This is a genomic window from Streptomyces sp. NBC_00076, from assembly GCF_045041235.1.
In the GTDB taxonomy this organism is placed as follows: Bacteria; Actinomycetota; Actinomycetes; order Streptomycetales; family Streptomycetaceae; genus Streptomyces.
The window spans coordinates 5,769,921-5,795,661 of sequence record NZ_CP108242.1; the positions used below are offsets into that span (position 1 = coordinate 5,769,921).

Below are 25,741 nucleotides of genomic sequence, written 5' to 3' on the forward strand. Positions count from 1 at the left end.
GTCGGTTGGCGACAACGAGTGCACTGACATGTGAGGTTGGCGGAGCGGCTTTGGGCTGGAGTTTTAATGACCGAGTCAAGCGTCACTACCCAGGTCTTGGAGCACCTGTTTGGAAGATCGCGTATGCGGATGGCTGTTGACCTGGAGAGACGGTGACCTGCGCGTTCCTGGGAGACTCACCGCCGTTCCCCGTTGTTCCCCGCCGGTCGCCGCTCGGTCGGGCACGCAAGGGGCACGCTGCCCACCAGGGCTATTCGTAGACCCGAGCGGCAGTCAGGGCACGGGCGAAGAGCGTCCAGTCACCTTCGGGTGGCAGGTCGTGCCCGAAGTTCCGGTACCACCCCGGAGACGCAGCGACCCAGGCTTCCAGGGCTTTCAGGAACTTGTCCAGCGTTGCGTTCTCCCACTGCTGGCCGTTAGCTGCGTGGTCTGCACGAAGACGCGTCAGGAAGGCGCTGAAGGCCTCGCGATCGCCAATGTGGTCGTCGGGGGCGAGGGGGCTTGTCATGGCTGTGATCCTAAGAGGGTCCTTCTGTGGCTGGCGTGAGTGTCAGCGATCACACCGACCCAAACCCACCACTCACCCCAGCTCCCATCCCGTCCGCCGTCGACCCACACACCGTGGAGCGGGCGTGGTTCATGGCGTCCAGGTGGAGCGCGCCACTGTACGAACGACCTGGACGCCATGGGCCGCGTCTGCTCGGCTCTGCCTGGGTCGATGGTGGACGGGATGGGAGCCCACAACGCACGCCATCCATGGGCCCGCGGTCGGGCATCGAGAGGGATGGAGTGGAGCCCGACCGGCCGTGTCTTCACGACGCGGAGCGGTGAGCCGCTTGACGCTGCCAACGTCCGCCGCGACTTCAAGGCCATCGTGAAGAAGACCGGACTGAAGCCGGAGTGGACGCCGCGGGAGCTTCGGCACAGCTTCGTGTCCCTGCTCTCCGACCACGGCATCCCCTTGGAGCGGATCGCGCTCTTGGTCGGTCACAGCAGCCAAGCGACCACAGAAGCGGTCTACCGCAAGCAGCTCCGCCCCGTGATCACGCAGGGGGCCGAAGCCATGGATGACATTTTCGCCGACCAGGAGGAGGCAGAGGACAAGGAGGAAGTGGGCGGAGCGGCGAACTGATCAGCTTTGCCTTCTCGATTATTGAGTTTGCTGTGCGCCCGTCACGGGCGCACAGCAAATCAACGTGTCGTGCGAGTGCTCGGGGTCGGCCGGCGACTGGCTCTCCGCATCCTCGGTTGCGGTCAGCGTCACCGAGTCAGTACTCTGAGTGCTGGCCGAGCAGCGGCCGCGGCTTAGCTTCTAGCCCGTGACTGGAAGTGCCCATAGCCCGAAGGTGCACCGCATCCTGTGATCGCTGAACCGCGCTCGCCCTGTCAGGTGTGGCGGATCACGGGACAGTCATGCCGGAACCAGGACGACGACGTGGTGAAGAACCACCGCCGCAAGCGCGATGCGCAGCACCGTCAAAAAGAAACCGGTGAGTGTTATCAGGCGGCACTAAATGCGGTGCGCAGCCAGCCTCCCTCCACCCGAGCGGTGGCAACAGCCCGCCAGGCTGTTATTGCGGGCAAGCGTGACATCGTAGATCAGTTGATCAATGAGTGGCTGGACCTGCCTCTGAATGGACAGTGGCGAGCAGCAGTGGAGATGGCTCTGATGGACGACGCCTTGGACCCTGCTCGGCTAGATGAAAACTGTCTCCCTCTTCTTCGCACGCTAGCGCACTCTGAATACCGCCGGTTGGTGCCGTTGTGGATGCGTAGGGCGCTTGGCGGGCGGCTCGTCCTCCTGAGCGAATGGACAGGCACCGACGCTACCGACCACGAAAGCCCTGAAGTTGTTCTGCTGAACTCAGAGTTCGGTGATGAGCGGCTCGCGTCTGTGCTTGGCGGCCTGACAGAGCAGGAAAGGCGGCTGGTTCAGACCTGGGCTGGACTCGGCGGCTCCTGGGGAGAAGCTGCAGCTTCTCAAGGTTTGGACGCCAAGATGGGCGAGAGGGTCCGGCGCAAGCTGAAGCGTCTTGCAGCGAAGCACATCCGTCGCGCCGAGGCGGTGGCGTGATGAGTACTCTGCGTGATGCTCTCCCCGAACTGATTGGCGGCGTCGCCGCGGGGCTCGTTCTGATGGGACTCGGCTGGATCGTGCGTAGGGTGCTCTCTCGCGGCACGGCTCAGCGTCAGTGTCTACCTCGCCAGTACACCGTGCTCTATAGCGAGAACTCTGGCGGTCGCCCTGATCGGTTCGCAAGCGGGCAGCCCTTTGGCACTGTCGTGCTTCACGTTGTTGAGGGCCGCGTGCAGCGGCTCATGCTGACCGGGACGCGGCTTTCCGACGGAACGTTTGCCGCTCAGCCGTTGCCCAGCTAGCACGCTGGTTCTGAGGCATCCTGTTCGTGCCCGAGCGGCTAGACGCTCGGGCGCCAGGGTGGGTGGGTCCTTGCTGGGCTTCAGGCACCGCAGTTTGATCGCATTCGTTTGGCCCCCTGTTTGGCCCCCACGCACGGCAGAGGGCCTGGTGCATTGTCTGCACCAGGCCCTCTGACCAGCGTCGGGGTGGCGGGATTTGAACCCACGACCTCTTCGTCCCGAACGAAGCGCGCTGCCAAGCTGCGCTACACCCCGATTGTCGCTGCTCGTCGCGGCGACGTCGTTTACTTTAGCCCACTGGTGGCTGGAGACGAAATCCGGTTTTCGTGCGGTGGTGGCTGGGGGCGACCGGGGTCGGCTGAGGTTCGCGCGGGGGTGGCCGAGGTGGAGGCGGCCGGAGGCAGGAGCAGCCGACGGCTCCAGGCCCGGCCGACTGCACCTCGGCCTGATCGACTACGCGCGGCCTGATCGACTACGCGCGGCCTGATCGACTACGCCCGGCACAGTCGACTACTCCCGCCCCACCAGCGTCAGCAGCGTGACCTCCGGCGGGCAGGCGAAGCGGACCGGGGTGTAGCGGTTCGTGCCGCAGCCCGCCGATACGTGGAGGTACGCCGTACGGCCCTCCGCCGAGTGCTTCGACAGGCCCTTCACCCGGTCCACGTCCAGGTCGCAGTTGGTGACGAACGCGCCGTAGAAGGGGAGGCACAGCTGGCCTCCGTGGGTGTGGCCGGCCAGGATCAGCGGATAGTCGTCCGCCGTGAACGCGTCCAGAACCCGTAGGTAGGGGGCGTGGACGACGCCCATCGAGAAGTCGGCGGCGCCCGACGGACCGCCGGCCACCTCCGCATAGCGGTCTCGCTTGATGTGCGGGTCGTCCAGGCCCGTCAGCTCGATCGACACGCCCTCGATCTTCAGCGCGCCGCGGGTGTTGGTCAGGTTCTGCCAGCCCGCCGCGTCGAAGCCGTCGCGCAGGTCCTCCCACGGGTTGTGGACGGCGTTGACGGCGGGAGTGTTGCCGTTCAGTCCGTGGCGGCCCTGGGCCTTCTCGAACAAGTACCGGGCGGGGTTGCGGAGTTTGGGGCCGTAGTAGTCGTTGGAGCCGAAGACGTACGCGCCCGGGAACTCCATCAGCGGACCGAGGGCGTCCAGGACCTCCGGCACGCCCTCCGGGTCGGAGAGGTTGTCCCCGGTATTGATCACGAAGTCGGGGCGCAGGCCCGCCAGCGAGCGCAGCCAGCGCTGCTTCTTGTGCTGGCCGCCGACCATGTGGATGTCGGAGACCTGGAGTACGCGCAGGGGGCGCATTCCGGAGGGGAGGACGGGGACCGTCACTCGTCGGAGGCGGAAGGAGCGGGCCTCAAAGCCCGCCGCGTACACCAGACCGGCGGCGCCAGCCGCCGCGATCGACAGAGGTACTCCGTATCGCGCGCGCATACGTCCATCGTGTCAGACCCCGCCCGGGCCCCGTGCCCACAGCCCCTTAAATGAGCGGGCGTACGGGCCGCGACACCTGCGACAATCAGACCCATGACCACGCTCAAGTCGAAGCTGCAGGACGACCTCAACTCCGCCATCAAGGAGCGCGACGAGCTCCGCTCCTCGACGCTCCGGCTGACGCTCGCCGCGATCACCAAGGAGGAGGTCGCGGGCAAGACCAAGCGCGAGCTCTCCGACGACGAGGTGCAGAAGGTGATCACCCGCGAGGCGAAGAAGCGCCGCGAGGCCGCGGAGGCCTTCGCGCAGGGCAATCGCCCGGAGAGCGCCGAGCGGGAGAAGGCGGAGGGCGAGGTCCTCGCCGCGTACCTGCCCAAGCAGCTGTCCGACGAGGAGCTGCATGAGATCGTCGCTCAGGCCGTCGGGGAGGCGAAGGCGGCCGGCGCCGAGGGTCCGCGGGCCATGGGCGCGGTCATGAAGATCGTGAACCCGAAGGTGGCCGGCCAGGCCGAGGGCGGCCGCGTCGCCGCCGTCGTGAAGAAGCTCCTCGCCGGCTGAGTGGCTCCGAGCCGCGGGCCGAAGAGGGACGCCGAGCGCTCGTAGACGGGTGCGAACCGCACGACGGCCTGCGTACGGTCGTCCGTGGAAACCCATTCGTACAGCTGGCCGTTGCCGGTGGCTGTCTCCAGGGTGTCTTCGACGTCCTGGCGGGAGAGCGTGCCGTCCCTGGCGACGAGGGCGTCAGCTAGAAGCGGCGGGCGTCGTCGTGCGTGTTCTCGAGGGCGCGTGCTCCCGGTCGGACTCCTGGAGTCGGCGACGCCCCAGGAGTCCACGAGTGTCACCACCGGGGCGAGTCGGGACTGCACCGAGGGCTTTCGCCCACGGTGCAGTCCCGATCGGGTACGAGGCCCGTCAGCCGCGCCTTCCGCCGTTGCCGTTGCCCTGGAAGAACCCGTCCGGGAAGCTGAAGGTGGGATCCGGCTCGGCGCCGCCGTTCGTACCACCGTCGGCTAGGCCGCCGATGAGACCGTTGCCGTCGCCGTTGCCACCGTTGCCCCTCCCGTTGCCCTTTCCATCGCCCTTGTCACCCTTGTCACCCTTGTCGCCGTCGTCCTTCTTGGGGTCCGGTATGTCGACGAGGTTGAACGTCTCCGCGTTCTTGCCCTCCAGCGCTCCGGACATGGCGTCCCGCCAGATCGGGCCGGGGGTGTCACCGCCGTAGACCTGGGAGTGGAAAACTCCGCCGATGGTGATGTTGGTCATCTGGATCTTCTGAGTGGCGCTGCCGACCCAGACGGCGCCCGACATGTTCGGCGTGTAGCCGGCGAACCAGGCGTTTATCCGCTTGTCCGTCGTACCCGTCTTGCCGGCGCTCTCCCGGCCCGACAGCCCGGCCGCCTTGCCCGTACCGGAGTCGACCACGCCGCGCAGCAGGGTGTTGACGGTGTCCGCGGTCTTCTCGCTCATCGCCCGCGAGCACGTCGACTTGGGCACCTCCAGCGACTTCTTGTCGCCGGCGACGGTCTGGGTGATCGACTCGATCGCGACCGGGGTGCAGTACATGCCCCGGCTGGCGAAGGCCGCGTACGCGCTCGCCATCGTCAGCGGGGAGAGGCCGGTGGAGCCCAGTGTCATCGACGAGGGGACCTCGGGGACCTTGGTGCCGTTGCCCTGGACCACTCCCAGCGCGTTGGTCATCTTCACCACCGGGCACATGCCGATGTCGGAGAGCATCTGCACGAAGTAGGTGTTGACCGACTTGGCCATGGCCTCCTTGAGGGCGTAGGGCCCGACCTCGCTCTCGCTCTCGTTCTCCAGCTTGTACTTCGGCCTGCCGTCGTTGACCCACGGCTTGCCGCTGCAGGTCTGGACCGTGTCCGGATAGTCCATCTCGTACGGCGCCGGGTAGACCTGCGTCGGGGGCTTGCCCCCCTCCAACGCCGCCGCGGCCAGGAACGGCTTGAACGTCGAACCCGTCGGGAAGCCGAAGTTGGAGCCGCCCATCGCCGCGTTGACCGAGTAGTTGTACTCCGTCTCGTCCTTGCCGTACCCGTACGGCTTCGACTGGCCCATCGCGAGAATCTTGCCGGTGCCGGGCTCGACCAGCGTGGAGGCCGCGGCGACCTTGTCGCTCTTGTAGACGTGGTCCTTGAGCGACGTCTGGACCGATTTCTGCGCCTGCGGGTCGAGCGTCGTCCGAATGGTCAGGCCGCCCTGGTTCCAGAGCTTCGCCCGCGCCTCCTTGGTCTTGCCGAAGACCGGGTCCTTGAGGAAGACCTTCTCGACGTACTTGCAGTAGAAGCTGGCGCCCTGGACGGCCGTGATGCAGCCGTTCCTGGGCCGGCTGATCTTCAGGCCCAGCGGATCCTTCATCGCCTTGGCGGCCTCGGCCTGCGAGACGTCACCGACCTGCGCCATGCGCTGCAGCACGGTATTGCGCCGCTTGGTGGCCTCGGCCTCGTCGTTGATCGGGTCGTAGCGGCTCGGCGACTGCACGATGCCGGCCAGCAGGGCCGACTCGGAGAGGGTCAGGTCCTTGGCGTGCTTGGAGAAGTAACGCTGGGCGGCGGCCTCGGCGCCGTAGGCCTGCTGACCGAAGAACGTGATGTTCAGGTAGTTCTCGAGGATCTTCTTCTTGCCGAGCTCCTCCTCGACCTGGATCGCGTACTTCAGCTCCTTGATCTTGCGGCCGATGGTCTGCTGGGTGGCCTGCGCGACCTTCGTCGGGTCGTCACCGGCCTCCTCCACGAAGACGTTCTTCACGTACTGCTGGGTGAGCGTCGAGGCGCCCTCCGAGACGCCGCCGCTCTGCGCGTTCTTGTTGAGCGCGCGAAGTACGCCCTTCAGGTCGATCGCGCCGTGCTGGTAGAAGCGCGAGTCCTCGATCGCGACGATCGCCTTCTGCATGTACGGCGAGACGTCCTTGAGTCCGACCACCGTGCGGTCGCGCGAGTAGACCGTGGCGATCTGGCCGCCGTCGGCGTCGAGGATCGTGGTGCGCTGGCTCAGCGGCGGTGTCTTCAGGTTGGCCGGGAGCTCGTCGAAACTCTCCACCGACCCCTTGGCCGCGAGCCCCAGTGCGCCCGCCGCGGGCAGCGCGATGCCGGCCATCACGGCTCCCGCGAGCACACTGACACCGAGGAACTTGGCGGCCTGCTGCGTGGAGGACAGACCACCGCCCGAACGCTTCTTTGGCATGAGGGCAGCCTACGTTCTCATTCGCCGGACACGCGTACAGGCGTTGGCCTAAGCTGCTCTCAACTGTCACAGCTGTAGGGCTACGTATCAATACGTCCGGCGACCCCGAATCGTTCCGGCGATTCCCCAACTTTTTTATTGGGGCGTGTCCGAATCCGCCTTGTGTGTCACCTGGTGTCCGTTGTGACGCAACATAACTGTCCCGGTTCGCCGGGATAGTCACGTATGTCGTCAGCTCACTCCCCCGGGTGATCTGCCGCTTACCCATAGTCCGTTCGGGCCATTCAAGATTGGGCCCGAAGGGGGTGTTGCGCTGTGCCCACCTTCCGTAACGTCCTCAACTGGCGGCGGTGAATATGCCGCTGCCGCCGTGGGGGAGCCTCGATTCGGGAGAGGACGGCGCCGGTATGGGCTGGGTAGTCGACTGGAGTGCGCAGGCGGCCTGCCGCACTACCGATCCGGATGAACTGTTTGTTCAGGGAGCGGCGCAGAACAGGGCCAAGGCGGTGTGCACCGGCTGTCCGGTGCGCACGGAGTGCCTGGCCGACGCGCTCGACAATCGCGTCGAGTTCGGCGTGTGGGGAGGGATGACGGAGCGGGAGCGCCGCGCACTGCTGCGCAGGCGACCGACCGTGACCTCCTGGCGGCATCTGCTGGAGACCGCGCGTACGGAGTACGAGCGTGGGGCGGGCATCCTGCCCCTCGACGACGACGAGGTCTACGAGCGCTACGCGGCGGTGAGCTGAGGGGGGCCTCAGGCGCCTGCCCCGGTCTCGGGCAGCTCCGGCCGCTTGGCCGCGAGCCGGTCACCGATGTCCCGCAGCCCCGCGAGGTCGTGGACGTCGCCGGGCAGTGCGGCCACTTCTGCCACCGCCACCTCCGGGTGGCGCGCGGTGAAGCGGTCACGGGTGCGCTGCTCGCGGGAGAGCAGCCGCATGCGCTCGGCATGCAGCCTCAGCAGGCCCGCGGTGAGTTGTTCGACGGATCGCTCCTGGTCCTGCTTCTGGTGATGCTGCTTCTGACGCGGGTGCGTCTGCTGCGCCCGCTTGTGCCGCGCGGCGTCCTGAACCGTGGCGTCCTGGTCCGCGGTGTCCTGGTCCGTGGCTGTGGGGGAGCCTTCGTCGGAAGCAGGGGGTTCGGTAGCAGGAGGTTCTGAACTGCCGTACGTGTCGGGAGAGTTACGAATTGCTTTCCCGTCCCCCTGATCCACAATGCGGGGCTCTTCAAGATTTTCTGCGGCGGCGAGCGCCCGCTCGGCCGACAGGTGGACGGCACCGCTGCCGTGGACACGGTTGAGCACCAGGCCCGCCAGCGGCATCTCCTCGGCGGCCAGCCGCTCCACGAAGTACGCGGCCTCCCGCAGTGCGTCCCGCTCCGGGGCCGCGACCACCAGGAACGCGGTCCCAGGTGCCTGGAGCAGCTTGTACGTCGCGTCCGCGCGCGTGCGGAAGCCGCCGAAGGTGGTGTCCATCGCGGCCACGAACGTCTGGACGTCCTTGAGGAGCTGCCCGCCGAGCAGCTTGCCGAGAGTGCCGGTCATCATCGACATCCCGACGTTCAGGAACTTCATCCCGGCGCGACCGCCCAGCTTCGCCGGGGCCGTCAGCAGCCGGATCAGCCGGCCGTCGAGGAAGGATCCCAGCCGCTTCGGCGCGTCCAGGAAGTCGAGCGCCGAGCGGGACGGGGGCGTGTCGACGACGATCAGGTCCCAGGCGTCCCTGGACCGCAGCTGTCCCAGCTTCTCCATCGCCATGTACTCCTGCGTGCCCGCGAAGCCCGCCGAAAGCGACTGGTAGAAGGGGTTGTTCAGGATCGCGGTCGCCCGCTCCGGGTCCGCGTGCGCCTCGACGATCTCGTCGAAGGTGCGTTTCATGTCCAGCATCATCGCGTGCAGTTCGCCGTTCGCGGCGTCGTTGACGCCCTTCACACGGCGGGGGACGTTGTCGAGCGAGTCGATGCCCATCGACTGGGCGAGCCGGCGTGCCGGGTCGATGGTGAGCACCACCACCTTCCGGCCGCGCTCGGCCGCTCTGAGGCCGAGCGCCGCCGCGGTGGTGGTCTTCCCGACCCCGCCCGAGCCGCAGCACACCACGATGCGGGTCTTCGGGTCGTCGAGCAGGGGGTCCATGTCGAGGACGCGGGCGGGGGAGAGGCGGTGGCGGGGGTGGTCTTGGGGGTGCTGGGTGTCCTGGGGGTGTTTGGGGTCCGGGGGCTGCGGGGCGTCCTGGGTGTGGGGTGCGTCCTGGGGGTCCGGGGCGTCTTGGGGCTGAGCTGCGTCTTGGGTGTGGGGTGCGTCCAGGTCTGGTGCGTCCAGGTCCGGTGCGTCCTGGGGGTGGGGCTGGTTCGGGCTCATGACATCCCCTGTTCCCGCAGTTCCGCGGCCAGTTCGTACAGGCCCGCCAGGTCCATCCCCTCGGCGAGCAGCGGCAGTTCGTGCAGTGGCAGGCCAAGCTCGCCGAGCACCGCCCGCTGCTCGTGCTCCAGCTCGTACCGCTCGGCGTACTCATCGGCCTGTGCCACCAGCGGATCGATCAGCCGCTCGGCGTTCCCGCCGCGTCGCGCCCCGCCGAGTCCCGCCGCCGAGAGCGAGCGCGCGACGGCCGTCCGCGGGGCCTTCCGTACGAGTTCCAGGTCGGCCGCGTCCAACACCTCCGGCCGCACCATGTTCACGATGATCCGTCCCACCGGCAGCCTCGCCGACCGCAGCTCGGCGATCCCGTCCGCCGTCTCCTGGACGGGCATCTCCTCCAGCAGGGTCACCAGGTGCACCGACGTCTCGGCCGACTTCAGCACCCGCATCACGGCCTGCGCCTGATTGTGTATCGGGCCGATCTTGGCCAGTCCCGCGACCTCGTCGTTGACGTTGAGGAAGCGGGTGATACGACCGGTGGGGGGCGCGTCCATCACGACGTAGTCGTAGGTGAACCGGCCGCTCTTGTCCTTGCGACGCACCGCCTCACAGGCCTTGCCCGTGAGGAGTACGTCCCTCAGCCCGGGTGCGACGGTGGTGGCGAAGTCGATCGCGCCGAGCTTCTTCAGGGCTCGGCCCGCGCCGCCCAGTTTGTAGAACATCTGGAGGTAGTCCAGAAGGGCCAGTTCGGGGTCGATGGCCAGGGCATACACCTCCCCGCCCCCGCGAGCGACGGCGATCTTGCGTTCCTCATAAGGAAGCGCTTCCGTCTCGAAGAGCTGCGCGATGCCCTGCCGACCCTCGACCTCGACGAGAAGCGTCCGCTTCCCCTCGGTGGCGAGGGCCAGCGCTAGGGCTGCGGCGACCGTGGTCTTTCCGGTCCCGCCCTTGCCGCTGACGACCTGGAGCCTGCTCACGTATTCGAGCCTAACCAGTCCGCGTGCGGGCTACGCCGGAGGCTGTGGACAACGTGGCTGCGGATGGGGAGTGGGCAGAGGCTAAAGTCGGCCACATGACCAAGTGGGAATACGCAACTGTGCCGCTGCTCGTCCACGCCACGAAGCAGATTCTGGACACCTGGGGCGAGGACGGCTGGGAGCTTGTCCAGGTCGTGCCCGGGCCGAACAACCCCGAGCAGTTGGTGGCCTACCTGAAGCGGGAGAAGGCGTGAGCGCGGTCGAGGCGCGGTTGGCCGAGCTGGGCCTGAGCCTTCCTGCCGTCGTACCGCCGCTTGCCGCTTATCAGCCTGCCGTGCAGTCGGGTGTGTACGTCTACACGTCCGGCCAGCTGCCGATGGTGGACGGCAAGCTGCCCGTCACCGGCAAGGTGGGTGCGGAGGTCACGGCCGAGGAGGCCAAGGAGCTGGCGCGTACGTGTGCGCTGAACGCGCTGGCTGCGGTGAAGTCCGTGGCCGGTGACCTGGACCGTGTCGCGCGTGTCGTGAAGGTCGTCGGGTTCGTGGCTTCGGCGTCGGACTTCACGGGGCAGCCGGGTGTGGTGAACGGCGCGAGCGAGTTGCTGGGCGAGGTGCTGGGCGACAAGGGCGTGCACGCGCGGAGTGCGGTGGGGGTGGCGGTGCTGCCGTTGGACGCGCCGGTGGAGGTTGAGGTTCAGGTTGAGTTGACGGGGGCGTAGGTGGGGGCGTCGGCGGGGTGGCCCTGCCGGTGCCTGCGGCTGTCTGCGGGTTCGGGGGTCCGGCGGGTGATGCCTGTGGCGCCTGTGCGGGTTCGGTGGGGGTGGCTGTAGCGCCTGCGGTTCGGGGGTGGGTCGGGGCCGGGACGGGGGTGTCCGTCCTCGGAACGTCGCGGAATCGGTTTCCTGGTGAGGGGGCGGTGTTGACGCGACAACCGCTGCGGGCGGACACCCCCGCCCCGTCCCCTTCCCGCCGTGCGCGGGCGCGGCCACCGCTGTGACACCGGGCCGGGCTACGTCCGTCGGTGCCGCGGTGGGCTTCCGGCTTGCGGTTCCCGAGGGGCAGCAGAGGGCCCTGCCCAGTCGCGGCGCCTGACGGTGGGGCCTCCAGGGGCTTGGATCCGCGCCGGTGTTTGCAACACGGCCCCACTGCACCGCACCGGTCAGCTCTCGAACATCCGCGCGCCAAGAGATAGCCTCCGGCCATGGCAAACGGGCAGTGGTACCCCCGGGACTGGCCTGACCGTATCCGCGCTCTCGCGGACGGCACGCTCATCCCGGTCACCCCCAGGCGCGCGGCCACGGTGATGCTCCTGAAGGACGCGGAGACCGGGCCCGCCGTCCACATGCTGCGCAGACGCGCCTCCATGGCCTTCGCGGGCGGTGCCTACGCGTACCCGGGCGGCGGTGTGGACCCGCGCGACGACGACCACCACGTCCACTGGGCGGGCCCCACGCGCGCGTGGTGGGCGGACAGGCTGGGCGTGGCGGAGACCGAGGCCCAGGCGATCGTCTGCGCGGCCGTACGGGAGACGTACGAGGAGGCGGGCGTCCTGCTCGCCGGCCCGGACCGTGACTCCGTGGTCGGCGACACCACGGGCCCGGACTGGGAGGCCGACCGTGCCGCCCTGGTCGCCCGGGACCTCTCCTTCGCGGAGTTCCTGGAGCGTCGCGGCCTGGTCCTCCGCTCGGACCTGCTGGGTGCCTGGACCCGCTGGATCACCCCGGAGTTCGAATCCCGCCGCTACGACACCTGGTTCTTCGTGGCCGCGCTTCCCGCGGGCCAGCGCACCCGGAACGCCTCCACGGAGGCGGACCGTACGGTGTGGATCCGACCCGCCGAGGCGGCGGAGTCGTACGACAAGGGCGAGCTGATGATGCTGCCGCCCACCATCGCGACCCTGCGCCAGCTGACGCGGTACGCCACGGCCGCCGAGGCGCTGGTCGCGGCGCCCGGGCGTGACCTGACGCCCGTGCTGGCCCAAGCGCGCCTGGCGGACGGCGAGATCGTGCTCTCCTGGCCGGGGCACGACGAGTTCACCAAGCACATCCGGACCGACCTGCCGACCGGCGGAGCCCCCGCATGACGGACGCCGCAGCCCTTCCCGGCCAGCCACGGGGCGGGGTCCTCTCGGGCTCCGCCACCCCGCGGGCCGTGAACGTGCTCGCCCCCAACGCCTCCGCGATGACGCTCGACGGGACGAACACGTGGGTCCTGTCCGAGCCCGGCTCCGAGCTGGCCGTGGTGGTCGACCCCGGGCCGCTGGACGAAGGGCACCTGCGCAACGTCGTCGACGCCGCCGAGAGGGCCGGCAAGCGGGTCGCCCTCACCCTCCTCACCCACGGCCACCCGGACCACGCCGAGGGCGCCGCCCGCTTCGCCGAGCTGACCGGTACCGAGGTGCGGGCCCTGGACCCGGCGCTGCGGCTGGGGGAGGAGGGGCTGGGCGCCGGGGACGTGGTCGAGGTCGGCGGTCTGGAGCTGAGGGTCGTGGGGACACCCGGGCACACCGCGGACTCCCTGTGCTTCCATCTCCCGGCCGACCTGGCTGTTCTGACCGGCGACACCGTCCTGGGGCGCGGTACGACCGTGGTGGCGCACCCTGACGGTCGTCTCGGGGACTACCTGGACTCCCTGCGGCGGCTCAGGTCCCTCACGGTCGACGACGGGGTGCACACGGTGCTTCCCGGCCACGGGCCGGTCCTGGAGGACGCGCAGGGTGCCGTCGAGTTCTATCTCGCCCACCGTGCCCACCGCCTGGCCCAGGTCGAGACGGCCGTGGAGGACGGCTACGGGTCCCCCGCCGAGGTGGTCGCCCACGTGTACGCCGACGTGGACCGGTCCCTGTGGCCGGCGGCCGAGCTCTCGGTACGGGCACAGCTGGAGTACCTGGAGGAGCACGGGCTCATCTGAGGAGAGGGGAGAGTAGCGCGGGTAGGGGGTGAGGCTACGGCGGGGGGCTTCTCTGGCGGGCACAACGACGAGGTCCCGCCTCACCAGGAGACGGGACCTCAGCGACGTACGGTCAGGACCGGCGTCAGCGCGAGCGCTTGGCGAGCCGTTCCACGTCCAGCAGGATCACGGCTCGTGCCTCCAGACGGAGCCACCCGCGGCCCGCGAAGTCGGCCAGCGCCTTGTTCACGGTCTCGCGGGACGCGCCGACCAGCTGGGCCAGCTCCTCCTGCGTGAGGTCGTGGACGACGTGGATGCCCTCCTCGGACTGCACGCCGAAGCGGCGGGAGAGGTCGAGCAGCGCGCGGGCGACACGGCCGGGGACGTCCGAGAAGACCAGGTCGGACATGGCGTCGTTGGTGCGACGCAGGCGGCGGGCGACGGCGCGCAGGAGGGCGGTGGCCACCTCGGGGCGGACGTTCAGCCAGGGCTGGAGGTCGCCGTGGCCGAGGCCCAGCAGCTTGACCTCGGTCAGCGCGGTGGCGGTCGCCGTGCGCGGGCCCGGGTCGAAGAGGGACAGCTCGCCGATGAGCTCACCGGGGCCGACGACGGCCAGCATGTTCTCGCGGCCGTCGGGGGAGGTGCGGTGGAGCTTCACCTTGCCCTCGGTGACGACGTAGAGCCGATCGCCCGGGTCGCCCTCGTGGAACAGGGAGTCGCCACGCGCGAGGGTCACCTCACTCATGGAGGCGCGCAGTTCCGCGGACTGCTCGTCATCGAGCGCCGCGAAGAGCGGGTTGCGCCGCAGAACGTCGTCCACGAGTTCTCTCCTTGTCGACCTGCTCAGGGGATCTTGCTCCCCCTGTCTACCAGGGGACCGTGTTCCCCATTTTGCCGGACGGTCCAAACAGTGTGATCTGTCACAAGGATGCCGCACAGGTGTGCCGGGGTATGCGGCAGGGGTCCAATTGGAGGCCGATCTTCTGGGTCCGGGGCGGATGTCAGTGCCGGGCTCTAGGCTGGCCGGGTGTCCAAATCGCCGGTGGGAGCACAGGCCAAGGGGGCTGGACGGGTGGCGGCACATCAAGATTCCGCTGTGGGCGAACAGGGCTCCGGCGGCGGTAAGAAAAGCACAAAAGCGACAGAGAAGGCTCCGGTGAAGAAGGCGACTTCCAAGAAGGCTGCCCCGGTGAAGAAGGCCGCCGAGGCCGACAAGGCCGTACCGGCGAAACGGGCCGCCCCGGCGAAGAAGGCTGCCCCGCTGAAGCAGGGCGCCTCGCTGAAGAAAGCGGTCGTCGCGCCCGGGAAAGCCGCCGCCTCGGTGAAGAAGGCGGCTCCGGCGAAGACCGTCGCCGCGCCGCCGAGCGACGAGTCGCGCACCGCCCTCGTCCGTCGTGCCCGCCGGATCAACCGCGAACTCGCCGAGGTCTATCCGTACGCCCACCCGGAGCTGGACTTCGAGAACCCCTTCCAGCTGATCGTCGCCACGGTCCTGTCCGCCCAGACCACCGACCTGAGGGTCAATCAGACGACGCCCGCCCTCTTCGCCAAGTACCCCACGCCGGAGGACCTGGCCGCGGCCAACCCGGAGGAGGTCGAGGAGATCCTCAGGCCCACCGGCTTCTTCCGGGCCAAGACCAGGTCGGTCATAGGGCTGTCCAACGCGCTCGTCGAGGACTTCGGGGGAGAGGTCCCCGGGCGGCTCGACGACCTGGTCAAGCTGCCCGGAGTAGGCCGCAAGACCGCCTTCGTGGTGCTCGGCAACGCCTTCGGGCGGCCCGGCGTCACCGTGGACACGCACTTCCAGCGGCTGGTGCGGCGCTGGCGGTGGACCGCCGAGACCGACCCGGACAAGATCGAGGCCGCCGTCGGCGCGCTCTTCCCCAAGAGCGAGTGGACGATGCTGTCCCACCACGTGATCTTCCACGGCCGCCGTATCTGCCACGCCCGCAAGCCCGCCTGCGGCGCCTGCCCCATCGCCCCGCTCTGCCCGGCGTACGGCGAGGGCGAGACGGACCCGGAGAAGGCCCGGAAACTGCTCAAGTACGAGAAGGGCGGCTTCCCCGGCCAGCGCCTGAAGCCCCCGCAGGCATATCTGGACGCCGGCGGGAAACCCGCGCCGCCGCTGGGGGCCCGATGACGCGGTCCCGGATCCATCCTTGTGCACGTTCCCAGGAACGATCTCGGGAGTGTCGGGCGTTGGACCGAGCAGGACGAGGGGGGTGGCGATGACGCGCGCGAGCCATACGCGGGGCGGTCCGGTGACGGTCAGCACGGAAGGCCTGCCGGGCTGGCTGGATCCGGTGGTGCACGCCGTGGAGACCGTCGAGCCGCTGCAGCTCAGCCGCTTCCTGCCGCCGGCGGACGGTGCGGGGCGGCAGTCCGCCGTCCTGATCCTGTTCGGCGAGGGTGAGCGCGGGCCCGAACTGCTTCTCATGGAGCGGGCGAGCTCGCTGCGGTCACACGCGGGACAGCCGTCCTTCCCGGGTGGTGCGCTGGATCCGGAGGACGGTGACCCGAAGGGTGACGGTCCACTGCGTGCGGCGCTGCGCGAGGCCGAGGAGGAGACGGGGCTCGATCCTGCCGGGGTCCAGATCTTCGGCGTGCTGCCCCGGCTGTACATCCCGGTCAGCGGTTTCGTCGTCACGCCCGTGCTGGGCTGGTGGCGCGAGCCCAGCCCGGTCGGGGTCGTCGACCCGAACGAGACCGCGCGCGTCTTCACCGTCCCCGTGGCGGATCTCACGGATGCCGGAAACCGCGCCACCGCGGTCCACCCCCGAGGCCATAAAGGTCCGGCATTTCTGGTCGAATCGGCCCTGGTATGGGGTTTCACGGCCGGGATCATCGACCGCCTGCTCCACTACGCGGGCTGGGAGCTCCCCTGGGACCGGGACAAGCAGGTCCCTCTCGACTGGCGTGCATGACACTGTGTCTGCCGTGTTGTGCGAAGTCAGGGTGTCTGCCGTGCTGTGCAAAGTGATGAGGCGAGGCTCGAACCGGTGAACGTGCTGGACATCCTGTTGCTGGTCGCCGCCGTGTGGTTCGCGATCGTCGGCTATCGCCAGGGTTTCGTCGTCGGCATCCTGTCGGTGATCGGCTTTCTGGGCGGCGGTCTCGTCGCGGTCTACCTGCTCCCCGTCATCTGGGACGCGCTGACCGACAACGCCGAGGTCGGCACCACGGCCGCCGTCGTCGCGGTCGTCGTCGTCATCGTCTGCGCCTCCGTCGGCCAGGCCCTGACCACCCACCTCGGCAACAAACTGCGCCGGTACATCACCTGGTCCCCGGCCCGCGCCCTGGACGCCACCGGCGGCGCCCTGGTCAACGTGGTCGCGATGCTGCTGGTCGCCTGGCTGATCGGCTCCGCCCTCGCCGGCACCACCCTGCCGACGCTCGGCAAGGAGGTCCGCAGCTCCAACGTGCTCCTCGGGGTCGCCCGGGTGTTGCCCGACCAGGCCGACACCTGGTTCGCGGACTTCTCCACGGTCCTCGCGCAGAACGGCTTCCCGCAGGTCTTCAGTCCGTTCGCGGACGAGCAGATCACCGACGTCGATCCGCCCGACCCGGCCCTCGCGAACAGCCCGGTCGCCACCCGCGCCCAGCGCTCCATCGTGAAGGTCATGGGCACCGCCCAGAGCTGCGGCAAGGTCCTCGAGGGCAGCGGCTTCGTCTTCGGCGACCGCCGTGTCATGACCAACGCGCACGTGGTCGGAGGCGTCGACGAGCCCACCGTCCAGATAGGCGGCGAGGGCAGGAAGTACGACGCCACGGTCGTCCTGTACGACTGGGAGCGCGACATCGCCGTACTCGACGTACCGGACCTGAGCGCGCCCGCGCTGAAGTTCGCCTCGCAGGACGCGGCCCGCGGGGACGGCGCGATCGTGGCGGGCTTCCCGGAGAACGGGGGGTACGACGTTCGGGCCGCGCGCGTGCGCGGGCGCATCACGGCCAACGGCCCGGACATCTACCACCGCAGCACCGTCCGCCGCGATGTCTATTCCCTCTTCGCGACCGTCCGTCAGGGCAACTCCGGCGGCCCGCTGCTCACCCCCGAGGGCAAGGTGTACGGCGTGGTCTTCGCGAAGTCCCTCGACAGCGCCGAGACCGGTTACGCGCTCACCGCCGACGAGATCCAGCAGGACATCGTCAAGGGGCGCACCGCGAATCAGCAGGTGGACAGCGACAGCTGCGCACTCTGAGGCCGGATTTCGAGGAACCCGGCCGGGGAGAGGGAGTGTCAGAAAGCGGGGCGTCAGCCCCGCGGATGACGCAGGCGTACCGAGACCCAGCGGGCCCGGCGGCGCAGGATGCGCGGAATGCCCACTCGGAGATCCGTGCCGTCCGGCATTGCCGGGGCACCGCCTCGCTGGTGGGAGCTCAGGCCCGAGGCCGAGCGTCGATTGCGTGCTGCGTCACTGTAGTCGTGCGTCCAGCCCATACCCCGACGTCTGCCCCCGCCCCAAGGTCGATAACCGCCCCCAGGGCCCCCAATTGGCCTATGCGCCAGGCAATTGGCCGTTCGTCGGACAGGTGTTCATTTCCGGACACGGGCGCAGCGGCCGGGTCACCGATCGGGTTCGGGATCCTTGAGCCAGTTGACCAGCTCGGTGGACCCGCGCTTCACCGATCGGGTTCGGGATCTTTCAGCCAGTTGACCAGCTCGGTGGAGAAGGCGACCGGATCCTCCTCGTGCGGGAAGTGGCCCAGTCCGTCGAACAGTCGCCAACGGTACGGCGCTTCGACGTACTCCCCGGAACCGGCGGCGCTGCGCGTACGCATCACGGGGTCGAGGGAGCCGTGCAGATGCAGCGTCGGCACCCGCACCGGCCGCTTCATGCGCCGGTTGAACTGGATGCCGTCCGGGCGGGCCAGGGAACGCACCATCCAGCGGTACGGCTCGACCGAACAGTGCGCGGTCGAGGGGATGCAGATCGCGCGGCGATACGTCTCCACCGCCTCGTCGTCCGGCAGCCGAGGGCCCGACCAGTCCCGGATGAGACGGGCGACGAGCGCGCCGTCGTCCGCGGTGAGCTGCCGCTCGGGGACCCAGGGGCGCTGGAACCCCCAGATGTAGGAGCCGGCGCGCGTCTGCTTGACGTCCGAGAGCATGGCCGAGCGCCAGCGTCGCGGGTGCGGCATCGAGGAGACCGCGAGCCGTCGTACGAGTTTCGGGCGCATCGCGGCCGCCGTCCACGCCAGATAGCCGCCGAGGTCATGGCCGACCAGCGCGGCGTCCGGCTCGCCGAGGGAGCGGATCACGCCGGTGACGTCGAGGGCGAGGTTGGCCGGGTCGTAGCCGCGCGGGGTCCGGTCGCTGCCGCCGACGCCGCGCAGGTCCATGGCGACGGCCCGGTAGCCCGCGTCGGCGAGCGCGGTCAGCTGGTGCCGCCAGGTCCACCAGAACTGGGGGAAGCCGTGCAGCAGCAGCACCAGCGGTCCGTCACCCAGCTCGGCGATGTGGAAGCGCGCGCCGTTGGCGGCGACGTCCCGGTGGGTCACCTCTTGCCCGCCGGGGATGTCGACACGTACGACCGAGGCTGGTTGTGCCGAAGAGCCGGCGGGGTCCGTCATGAGGACGAGCGTGCCACAGCCTCGATGGCCTTCGCGTCCGGGACCCCGTCCTCCAGCGCCGGCCGCGGGTGCGGCTTGGCGTTCTGCAGGACGCCCGCCGTCTCCTTCATCGACGCGGCGACCTTCTGCGGCCCCTTGCTCTTCTTGGCCTTCTTCGCGAAGACCACGCCGATCAGCGCGAGGAGGCCGGCCAGCAGCACGTTGGCCGCGAAGGACAGCAGGAAGCAGACCGCGAGGTTCCAGCCGCTCCAGGTCCTGATGCCGTACGCCAGCGCGAAGTTGAGCATGGGCAGCGAGAACACCAGCACCGCGCCGGCCACCGTGAAGGCGCCGCCGCTGGTCGCGCCGCGCTTGACGTCATGCTTGAGCTGCGCTTTCGCCAGTGCGATCTCGTCGTGCACCAGCGCGGACATCTCGGTCGTCGCCGAGGCGAACAGTTGGCCGATGCTGCGTTCGGCGCCGACCGGGCTGCCGTCGGGTGCGCTCATCGCGGTCTCCCTCTTCTGCCTGACGTCCGCCGGGCTGGTGCCCGACCTCCACCCGGCGTGTGCCTGACTGTGTACGGTCCTTCTGCACGGTCCTTTTGTACCGTCCCGTCAGATCATGCCGGACGGGGGTTCTCCTCGCCTGCCCCGCCCGTCACTTCGGCAAGTCCGCTCGCTCGGCGGCCGTCCGTTCCGCGGCCTTCTGTGCGGCGATCCGGCGGTGCTCGGCGGCCTTGCGGTCGTAGATGTCGGCCATCCGCAGGTGGTAGGCGGGGTCGTCCTCCTCGTAGATGTCCGGGATGCCGTCGAGGTCGTCGTCGCGCTCCTCGGCCTCCCACAGCCTGCGGTATTTGGCGTTCCGTACCTTCAGCAGCACCGTCGCCAGCAGGGCCGCGATGAGGGATCCGGTCAGGACGGCGGCCTTGACCTCGTCCGTCAGCGCCGCGTCGCCCTCGAAGGCCAGCTCGCCGATGAGCAGCGACACGGTGAAGCCGATGCCGGCCAGGGTGGCCACCGCGAACACGTCCGCCCACTGGAGGTCGTCGCTGAGCGAGGCCCGGGTGAAGCGGGCCGTCAGCCAGGTCCCCCCGAAGATGCCGATGGTCTTTCCGGCGACCAGTCCGAGGACGACACCGAGCGTCTCCGGCCGGCGGAACACCTCGCCGAGCGCCCCGCCGGAGAGGGAGACACCTGCGCTGAACAGCGCGAACAGCGGCACGGCCAGGCCCGCCGACAGCGGCCGTACGAGATGCTCGATGTGCCCGCCCGGGGAGTGCGCCTCGCCCTCGCGGGTCGTGCAGCGCAGCATCAGTCCCATCGCGACGCCCGCGATGGTGGCGTGGACCCCGCTGTTGTACATGAGCGCCCAGTTGACGAGCGCGAGCGGGACATAGACGTACCACCCGCGCACGCCCATCCTCAGCAGTAGCCAGAAGACGGCGAGGCCGACGGCCGCGCCGCCGAGTGCGACGAAGTCGATCGAGTCGGTGAAGAACACCGCGATGATCAGAATCGCGAAGAGGTCGTCGACGACGGCGAGTGTCAGCAGGAACGCGCGCAGGGCGCTCGGCAGGGACGTCCCGATGACGGCGAGCACCGCCAGCGCGAAGGCGATGTCGGTGGCGGTGGGGACGGCCCAGCCCTCGAACGAGCCGCCGCCGGTGATGTTGGTGAGCGTGTAGACGAGCGCCGGTACGGCCATCCCGCACAGGGCCGCCACGACGGGCAGGGCGGCCGCCCTGGGGTCGCGGAGGTCACCGGCGACCAGCTCGCGCTTGAGTTCGATGCCGGCGACGAAGAAGAAGACGGCGAGGAGTCCGTCGGCGGCCCAGTGCGCGATCGAGAGGTTCAGGCCGAGGGCCCCGGGGCCGAGGTGGAAGTCGCTGACGTTCTCGTAACTGTCGTGCAGTGCCGGGACGTTCGCCCAGGTCAGTGCGGCGAGGGTGGCGATGAGCAGCAGCACGCCGCCGACGGTCTCGGTGCGCAGCGCGTCCGCCACATAGGTCCGCTCGGGCAGGGACAGACGTCCGAGAACCTTGCGGGCGGAGTTGGTGCGGGGGGCGGCCACGGGACAGACCTCCGGTCGGCGGGCAGGACGGAACACTTGCCGACCAGACTTCCCGGCGCACCTATGTGGTTAGCCTACCTAAGGTGCGCGAGGAGGAACACGGCGATCCTCACATTAGGCGCGAAAGGGGCACCCGGCGCGCTTGTCACCGGGTGCCCCTCACCGCCGTACGTATGCCCAGTCCTCGCTGGGCGCGCCTGCTCAGTCCTCGCTGGGCGCGGCCGGGAGCTTGTTCTGGATGAGGTCCATGACCGTCGAGTCCGTCAGGGTCGTCACGTCTCCGAGCTGGCGGTTCTCGGCGACATCCCGCAGCAGCCGGCGCATGATCTTGCCGGAGCGGGTCTTCGGGAGCTCCGCGACCGGCAGGATCCGCTTGGGCTTGGCGATCGGGCCGAGGGCAGTGCCGACATGGTTGCGCAGGTCGGCGACGAGACCCTCGTCATCGGCGTCCGCCGTGCCGCGCAGGATGACGAAGGCGACGATCGCCTGGCCGGTGGTCTCGTCCGCGGCCCCGACCACGGCCGCCTCGGCGACCGACGGGTGGGACACCAGTGCCGACTCGACCTCGGTGGTGGAGATGTTGTGCCCGGACACGAGCATCACGTCGTCCACCCGGCCCAGCAGCCAGATGTCGCCGTCATCGTCCTTCTTCGCGCCGTCACCGGCGAAGTACTTGCCCTCGAAGCGCGACCAGTACGTGTCGAGGAACCGCTGGTCGTCACCCCAGATGGTGCGCAGCATCGACGGCCACGGCTCGGTGAGCACGAGGTAGCCACCGCCGCCGTTGGGCACCTCGTTCGCCTCGTCGTCGACGACGGTCGCGGAGATGCCGGGCAGCGGGGTCTGCGCGGAGCCGGGCTTGGTCGCGGTGACGCCGGGCAGCGGCGAGATCATCATCGCGCCGGTCTCGGTCTGCCACCAGGTGTCCACGATCGGGGTCCGGTCGGCGCCGATGTGCTTGCGGTACCAGATCCAGGCCTCGGGGTTGATGGGCTCGCCCACCGAGCCGAGCACCCTGAGGCTGCTGAGGTCGAACTTCGCGGGGATGTCGTCGCCCCACTTCATGAACGTACGGATCGCGGTGGGAGCGGTGTACAGGATGGTGACCCCGTACTTCTGCACGATCTCCCAGAAGCGGCCCTGATGCGGGGTGTCCGGAGTGCCCTCGTACATGACCTGGGTCGCGCCGTTCGCCAGCGGCCCGTAGACGATGTACGAGTGGCCGGTGACCCAGCCGACGTCGGCGGTGCACCAGTAGACGTCGGTCTCCGGCTTCAGGTCGAAGACGGCGTGGTGGGTGTAGGCGGTCTGGGTGAGGTAGCCGCCGGAGGTGTGCAGGATGCCCTTCGGCTTACCCGTCGTGCCGGACGTGTACAGGATGAACAGCGGCTGCTCGGCGTCGAACGCCTCGGGAACGTGCTCGGCGGACTGCCGCTCGACGATCTCGTGCCACCAGACGTCGTGGGCGTCGTTCCAGGCGACCTCCTGGCCGGTGCGGCGGACCACGAGAACGTGGTCGACGTTGCCGGCCTTCTCGACGGCCTCGTCGACGGCGGGTTTCAGCGCGGTCGGCTTGCCGCGCCGCCAGCCGCCGTCGGTGGTGATGACGACCTTGGCGTCGGCGTCCTGGATACGGGTCGCGAGGGCGTCGGCCGAGAAACCGCCGAAGACGACGGAGTGCGCGGCGCCGATCCGGGCGCACGCGAGCATCGCGACGGCCGTCTCGGGGATCATCGGCATGTAGACGGCGACCCGGTCGCCCTTCTGGACTCCCAGTTCCAGCAGGGCGTTCGCGGCCTTGGAGACCTCGTCCTTGAGCTCGGCGTAGGTGATCGCGCGGCTGTCGCCGGGCTCCCCCTCGAAGTGGATGGCGACCCGGTCGCCGTTCCCGGCCTCAACGTGCCGGTCCACGCAGTTGTACGCGACATTGAGCTCGCCGTCCTTGAACCACTTGGCGAACGGCGGGTTCGACCAGTCCAGGGTCTCGGTCGGCTCCTTGGCCCAGGTCAGCCGACGGGCCTGCTCGGCCCAGAAGCCCAGCCTGTCAGCCTTGGCCTGCTCATACGCCTCCGCGGTGACGTTGGCGTTCGCGGCCAGGTCGGCGGGCGGCGCGAACCTGCGCTCCTCACGCAGCAGGTTGGCCAGGCTTTCGTTGCTCACGACATCTCCCTTTCTCAGGGTTGTCCGTTGTGTCCCAGGCCACAGCTCATCAGACCCAGGGGTCCGGTGACAAGGGTCGACGGACAATTGGTTTAGACCTGTTGGGCGGCGATTCGATGGCCGGGGTCATCCGTACCCACGGACGCCGACCAGGCAGAGTTCAGTGCCTGTAACGCCTTTCACACTCCGGTGCCCGAGGTCCAGCCGTGACCGAGGCGTGGGGTGACTGGGGACGTGGGGTGGCCGTGACCTGAGCGACGGTCAGCGACGGTCACGGTCACCCCGTTTCGCCTCACACCGACAGGTCCGCCGCCCGCACATGGTGGAAGACGCCGTCTCCGTCCGTCCCGGTGAGCAGATACGCCTGCGCTTCCCCCACGTGGAAGTACATCCCGTGCAGTTCCAGCGCACCGTCCCGCAGAGCCCGGGTCACCGACTCATGGGCGCGCAGATGCTCCAGCTGCTGGACCACGTTGCTCAGACAGAGCTGCTCCACCGCGTCCGCGGGGGCCCGTCCGGCGAGCCGGGCCCACGGCCGGCTGTCGTCGGCCATGCGCTCCATGCTCGGCAGCCCGTGCCGCAGCCACCGCTTGAGCGGGGTCCGGGCGCCGCCGGGCTCGGAGTTGATCAGCGCCTGCATGGCCCCGCACCCGGAGTGCCCGCACACCGTGATGGATCGCACCCGCAGCACGTCCACCGCGTACTCGATAGCGGCGGACACCGAGTCGTCCCCGCTCTCCTCGCCGGGGAGGGGGACGAGGTTGCCCACGTTGCGCACCACGAAGAGGTCGCCTGGACCACTGGAGGTGATCATCGAGGTGACCAGTCGTGAGTCGGCGCAGGTGAGGAACAGCTGGGAGGGTCGCTGCCCGTCGCGTGCCAGCCGGGCCAGCTCGCCCCGCACGAGCGGTGCGGTGTTGCGCTGGAAGGCGCTGATGCCGCGCGCCAGGTCATGCCCGCTCGGCTCAGTGGACGAGCCCGGTCCGTCCGGGTGCGCGTCATGGGCCGGCGAGGCGGCGCACCGCGGGCGATCGCACTGGTGGTTGCGCCACGGTGTCCACGGCCGGCAGCGGCACCCGGCGGTGCTGGTCGCCGCCTGGGCGCTCCCGTCCTCGGTGAGCTGACCGGCCCTGCTTCCGGGCTCGCCGATCCGTACTCCGGCGCGGCGGCCGATGAGTTCGACGGAGCCCCCCTGCGCGGTGTGTGTCTTCTGCCAGTCCTGCAGCGACTCGTAGGCCGCGTGGTCCATGAACGACCCGTCCAACTCCACGACGGCGTGGGTACCTTCGGGCACGAGATGCAGGGCCCGAGAGAGTCGGGGCACCGCGAGGAACGTCAACTGGCCTCGTACATGGACGTAGTGGACTCCTTCCTTCTCGTCGTGTGCGATGCGGGTACGGGTCAGGCGGTGCAGGGCGACGGCGACGGCGACGGCGACGCCGAGCATCACGCCCGCCAGGACACCGAGCATGACCACGCCGAGTGTGGTGACGGCGTACACCAGCACCTCTCGGTGGCGCGTCACCGTGCGGATGTGGTGCAGGGACACCATCTGGATGCCGACGGCCATCACCAGGGCGGCGAGCGAGGCGAGCGGGATGAGCTCCAGGATCGGGACCAACAGCAGCGCGGCGACTACTACGAGAACGCCGTGCAGCATCGTGGAGTTCCGGCTGACGGCACCGGCCTTCACATTCGCGGAACTCCGTACGGCGACCCCGGCGACCGGAAGTCCGCCGAGCGAGCCGGAGACGATGTTGGCGGCGCCCTGGCCGAGCAGCTCGCGGTCCAGACCGGAGCGACCGACGCGGGCGGGCAGGCCGGGGCGGCCGGCCACCAGCTTGTCCACGGCGACCGCACCGAGCAGTGACTGCACGCTGCACACCAGCGTGGTCGTGAGTACGGCGGCGACCAGGCCGAGTGCCGGGCCCTCGGGCAGTCCAGCCAGTGCGTGACTGCTCCAGGACGGCAGGTCGACCCTGGGCAGGGCCAGCCCGGCGAGGTACGCGGTGACGGTGGCCCCGCCGACGGCGACGAGCGCCGCGGGCACCCTGCGCAGCAGCCGGCCCGCCCGGCCGGGAATCCGCGGCCAGAGCAGCAACAGGGCCAGCGTCAGCACGCTCGTTGACGCGGCGGCCGGATGCAGGTGCGCCAACTGGGCGGGCAGCGCACGGAGGTTGTCGAGGACGGCGCTCTGCGGGGTGCCGCCGAGGACGATGTGCAGTTGGGCGACGGCGATGGTGACGCCGATACCGGCGAGCATGCCGTGCACGATGGCGGGGCTGACGGCCAGGGCCGTGCGGGCCACACGAAGGCAGCCGAGGCCGAGTTGGGCGAGACCGGCGAGCACGGTGATGGCGCAGGTCGTCCGCCAGCCGTAGCGGTGGATGAGGTCGGCGGTGACCACGGTGAGCCCGGCGGCGGGGCCGCTGACCTGGAGCGGTGAGCCACCGAGCCGTCCGGCGACGATCCCGCCGACGGCGGCGGCGACGAGGCCGGCCTGAAGTGGCGCGCCGGTGGCGAGGGCGATGCCGAGGGACAGAGGGAGGGCGATCAGGAAGACCGCGATGGAGGCCGACACGTCGGCTCCCTCGATGCGGAAGCGGCGTGGTGGGGTCGGCGGTGGGCTGTGGGGTGGGTGGACGTGCTTCGTACGACTCGGGTCGGTGGTGCGGGTGGGGACGCAGGCTGACATGTTCCCGTCTCCTCCGGGGCGGCGCGGTCGCGGA

Annotated in this window: 22 protein-coding genes, 1 tRNA gene and 1 pseudogene; 11 read left to right on the plus strand and 13 right to left on the minus strand. The window is 69.5% G+C overall.

Going from position 1 to position 25,741, the window contains the following annotated elements:
* Positions 1–250: 250 nt before the first annotated feature.
* Positions 251–508: a hypothetical protein gene (locus OHA64_RS26165; protein WP_405617107.1), complete on the minus strand. Its 258-nt coding sequence runs from the start codon at positions 506–508 to the stop codon at positions 251–253.
* 276 nt (positions 509–784) lie between these two features.
* Here OHA64_RS26165 and OHA64_RS26170 point away from each other — a divergent pair, with 276 nt between their 5' ends.
* Together OHA64_RS26170 and OHA64_RS26175 are read left to right on the plus strand one after the other, a co-directional pair.
* Positions 785–1,132 carry a tyrosine-type recombinase/integrase gene (locus OHA64_RS26170; RefSeq protein WP_405617109.1) on the plus strand — a complete coding sequence of 116 codons (348 nt, stop codon included), beginning with the start codon at positions 785–787 and terminating at the stop codon, positions 1,130–1,132.
* A gap of 228 nt (positions 1,133–1,360) precedes the next feature.
* Positions 1,361–2,074 (plus strand): hypothetical protein, encoded by a 714-nt coding sequence (locus tag OHA64_RS26175; RefSeq protein WP_405617111.1) that lies wholly within the window; start codon positions 1,361–1,363, stop codon positions 2,072–2,074.
* Positions 2,075–2,560: 486 nt separating this feature from the next.
* Here OHA64_RS26175 and OHA64_RS26180 read toward each other — a convergent pair.
* Positions 2,561–2,634 (minus strand) — tRNA-Pro (locus OHA64_RS26180).
* Between the two features lie 255 nt (positions 2,635–2,889).
* The gene (locus tag OHA64_RS26185; protein WP_405617113.1) at positions 2,890–3,816 is read right to left on the minus strand and encodes a metallophosphoesterase; all 927 of its coding nucleotides are present in this window, start codon (positions 3,814–3,816) and stop codon (positions 2,890–2,892) included.
* A gap of 93 nt (positions 3,817–3,909) precedes the next feature.
* Here OHA64_RS26185 and OHA64_RS26190 point away from each other — a divergent pair, with 93 nt between their 5' ends.
* Positions 3,910–4,374, plus strand: a complete 465-nt coding sequence (locus tag OHA64_RS26190) for a GatB/YqeY domain-containing protein (protein ID WP_405617115.1) — start codon at positions 3,910–3,912, stop codon at positions 4,372–4,374.
* Between the two features lie 354 nt (positions 4,375–4,728).
* Here the strand turns inward: OHA64_RS26190 and OHA64_RS26195 are convergent, their stop codons facing one another.
* The gene (locus OHA64_RS26195; RefSeq protein WP_405617117.1) at positions 4,729–7,014 is read right to left on the minus strand and encodes a transglycosylase domain-containing protein; all 2,286 of its coding nucleotides are present in this window, start codon (positions 7,012–7,014) and stop codon (positions 4,729–4,731) included.
* Positions 7,015–7,421: 407 nt separating this feature from the next.
* On the opposite strand from OHA64_RS26195, the gene wblA reads away from it, so the two are divergent.
* A complete protein-coding gene (wblA, locus tag OHA64_RS26200) occupies positions 7,422–7,760 on the plus strand; it encodes a transcriptional regulator WblA (protein WP_405617119.1) in 339 nt (112 codons plus the stop codon).
* Positions 7,761–7,768: 8 nt separating this feature from the next.
* Here wblA and OHA64_RS26205 read toward each other — a convergent pair whose 3' ends face one another.
* Together OHA64_RS26205 and OHA64_RS26210 are read right to left on the minus strand one after the other, a co-directional pair.
* The gene (locus OHA64_RS26205; RefSeq protein ID WP_405624123.1) at positions 7,769–9,142 is read right to left on the minus strand and encodes an ArsA family ATPase; all 1,374 of its coding nucleotides are present in this window, start codon (positions 9,140–9,142) and stop codon (positions 7,769–7,771) included.
* 221 nt (positions 9,143–9,363) lie between these two features.
* On the minus strand, positions 9,364–10,341 hold the full coding sequence (locus tag OHA64_RS26210; RefSeq protein ID WP_405617121.1) for an ArsA family ATPase: 978 nt from the start codon (positions 10,339–10,341) through the stop codon (positions 9,364–9,366).
* Positions 10,342–10,436: 95 nt separating this feature from the next.
* Between OHA64_RS26210 and OHA64_RS26215 the strand changes: the two genes are divergently transcribed.
* The 4 genes from OHA64_RS26215 (at position 10,437) to OHA64_RS26230 (ending at position 13,250) form a co-directional block, all read left to right on the plus strand.
* Positions 10,437–10,595: a DUF4177 domain-containing protein gene (locus tag OHA64_RS26215; RefSeq protein ID WP_003967454.1), complete on the plus strand. Its 159-nt coding sequence runs from the start codon at positions 10,437–10,439 to the stop codon at positions 10,593–10,595.
* Positions 10,592–11,059 (plus strand): RidA family protein, encoded by a 468-nt coding sequence (locus OHA64_RS26220; RefSeq protein WP_405617123.1) that lies wholly within the window; start codon positions 10,592–10,594, stop codon positions 11,057–11,059. The genes OHA64_RS26215 and OHA64_RS26220 overlap by 4 nt, the downstream gene beginning before the upstream one ends.
* A gap of 482 nt (positions 11,060–11,541) precedes the next feature.
* Positions 11,542–12,423, plus strand: a complete 882-nt coding sequence (locus OHA64_RS26225) for an NUDIX hydrolase (protein ID WP_405617126.1) — start codon at positions 11,542–11,544, stop codon at positions 12,421–12,423.
* On the plus strand, positions 12,420–13,250 hold the full coding sequence (locus OHA64_RS26230; RefSeq protein ID WP_405617128.1) for an MBL fold metallo-hydrolase: 831 nt from the start codon (positions 12,420–12,422) through the stop codon (positions 13,248–13,250). The genes OHA64_RS26225 and OHA64_RS26230 overlap by 4 nt, the downstream gene beginning before the upstream one ends.
* 124 nt (positions 13,251–13,374) lie before the next feature.
* Here the strand turns inward: OHA64_RS26230 and OHA64_RS26235 are convergent, their stop codons facing one another.
* Positions 13,375–14,049, minus strand: coding sequence for a Crp/Fnr family transcriptional regulator (locus tag OHA64_RS26235; protein WP_030043265.1), 675 nt, complete (start codon positions 14,047–14,049; stop codon positions 13,375–13,377).
* A 336-nt stretch (positions 14,050–14,385) separates the two neighbouring features.
* Between OHA64_RS26235 and nth the strand changes: the two genes are divergently transcribed.
* The 3 genes from nth (at position 14,386) to OHA64_RS26250 (ending at position 17,428) form a co-directional block, all read left to right on the plus strand.
* On the plus strand, positions 14,386–15,369 hold the full coding sequence (nth, locus tag OHA64_RS26240) for an endonuclease III (RefSeq protein WP_405617131.1): 984 nt from the start codon (positions 14,386–14,388) through the stop codon (positions 15,367–15,369).
* Between the two features lie 88 nt (positions 15,370–15,457).
* Positions 15,458–16,153 (plus strand): NUDIX hydrolase, encoded by a 696-nt coding sequence (locus tag OHA64_RS26245; protein ID WP_405617133.1) that lies wholly within the window; start codon positions 15,458–15,460, stop codon positions 16,151–16,153.
* Between the two features lie 75 nt (positions 16,154–16,228).
* On the plus strand, positions 16,229–17,428 hold the full coding sequence (locus tag OHA64_RS26250; protein ID WP_405617136.1) for a MarP family serine protease: 1,200 nt from the start codon (positions 16,229–16,231) through the stop codon (positions 17,426–17,428).
* A 53-nt stretch (positions 17,429–17,481) separates the two neighbouring features.
* Here OHA64_RS26250 and OHA64_RS26255 read toward each other — a convergent pair whose 3' ends face one another.
* From OHA64_RS26255 to OHA64_RS26280, 6 genes and pseudogenes are all read right to left on the minus strand, one after another.
* Positions 17,482–17,667 (minus strand): hypothetical protein, encoded by a 186-nt coding sequence (locus OHA64_RS26255; protein ID WP_405617138.1) that lies wholly within the window; start codon positions 17,665–17,667, stop codon positions 17,482–17,484.
* A gap of 182 nt (positions 17,668–17,849) precedes the next feature.
* The gene (locus tag OHA64_RS26260; RefSeq protein ID WP_405617141.1) at positions 17,850–18,800 is read right to left on the minus strand and encodes an alpha/beta fold hydrolase; all 951 of its coding nucleotides are present in this window, start codon (positions 18,798–18,800) and stop codon (positions 17,850–17,852) included.
* Positions 18,797–19,288: a phage holin family protein gene (locus OHA64_RS26265; RefSeq protein WP_405617143.1), complete on the minus strand. Its 492-nt coding sequence runs from the start codon at positions 19,286–19,288 to the stop codon at positions 18,797–18,799. Before OHA64_RS26265 ends, OHA64_RS26260 begins: the two co-directional genes overlap by 4 nt.
* Positions 19,289–19,401: 113 nt before the next feature.
* Positions 19,402–20,852, minus strand: a pseudogene (gene nhaA, locus OHA64_RS26270) (Na+/H+ antiporter NhaA).
* Between the two features lie 201 nt (positions 20,853–21,053).
* Entirely contained in the window at positions 21,054–23,012 is a 1,959-nt protein-coding gene (gene acs, locus OHA64_RS26275) for an acetate--CoA ligase (RefSeq protein WP_405617145.1), read from the minus strand.
* A gap of 292 nt (positions 23,013–23,304) precedes the next feature.
* Positions 23,305–25,707: a SulP family inorganic anion transporter gene (locus OHA64_RS26280; protein ID WP_405617147.1), complete on the minus strand. Its 2,403-nt coding sequence runs from the start codon at positions 25,705–25,707 to the stop codon at positions 23,305–23,307.
* Positions 25,708–25,741: the final 34 nt, after the last annotated feature.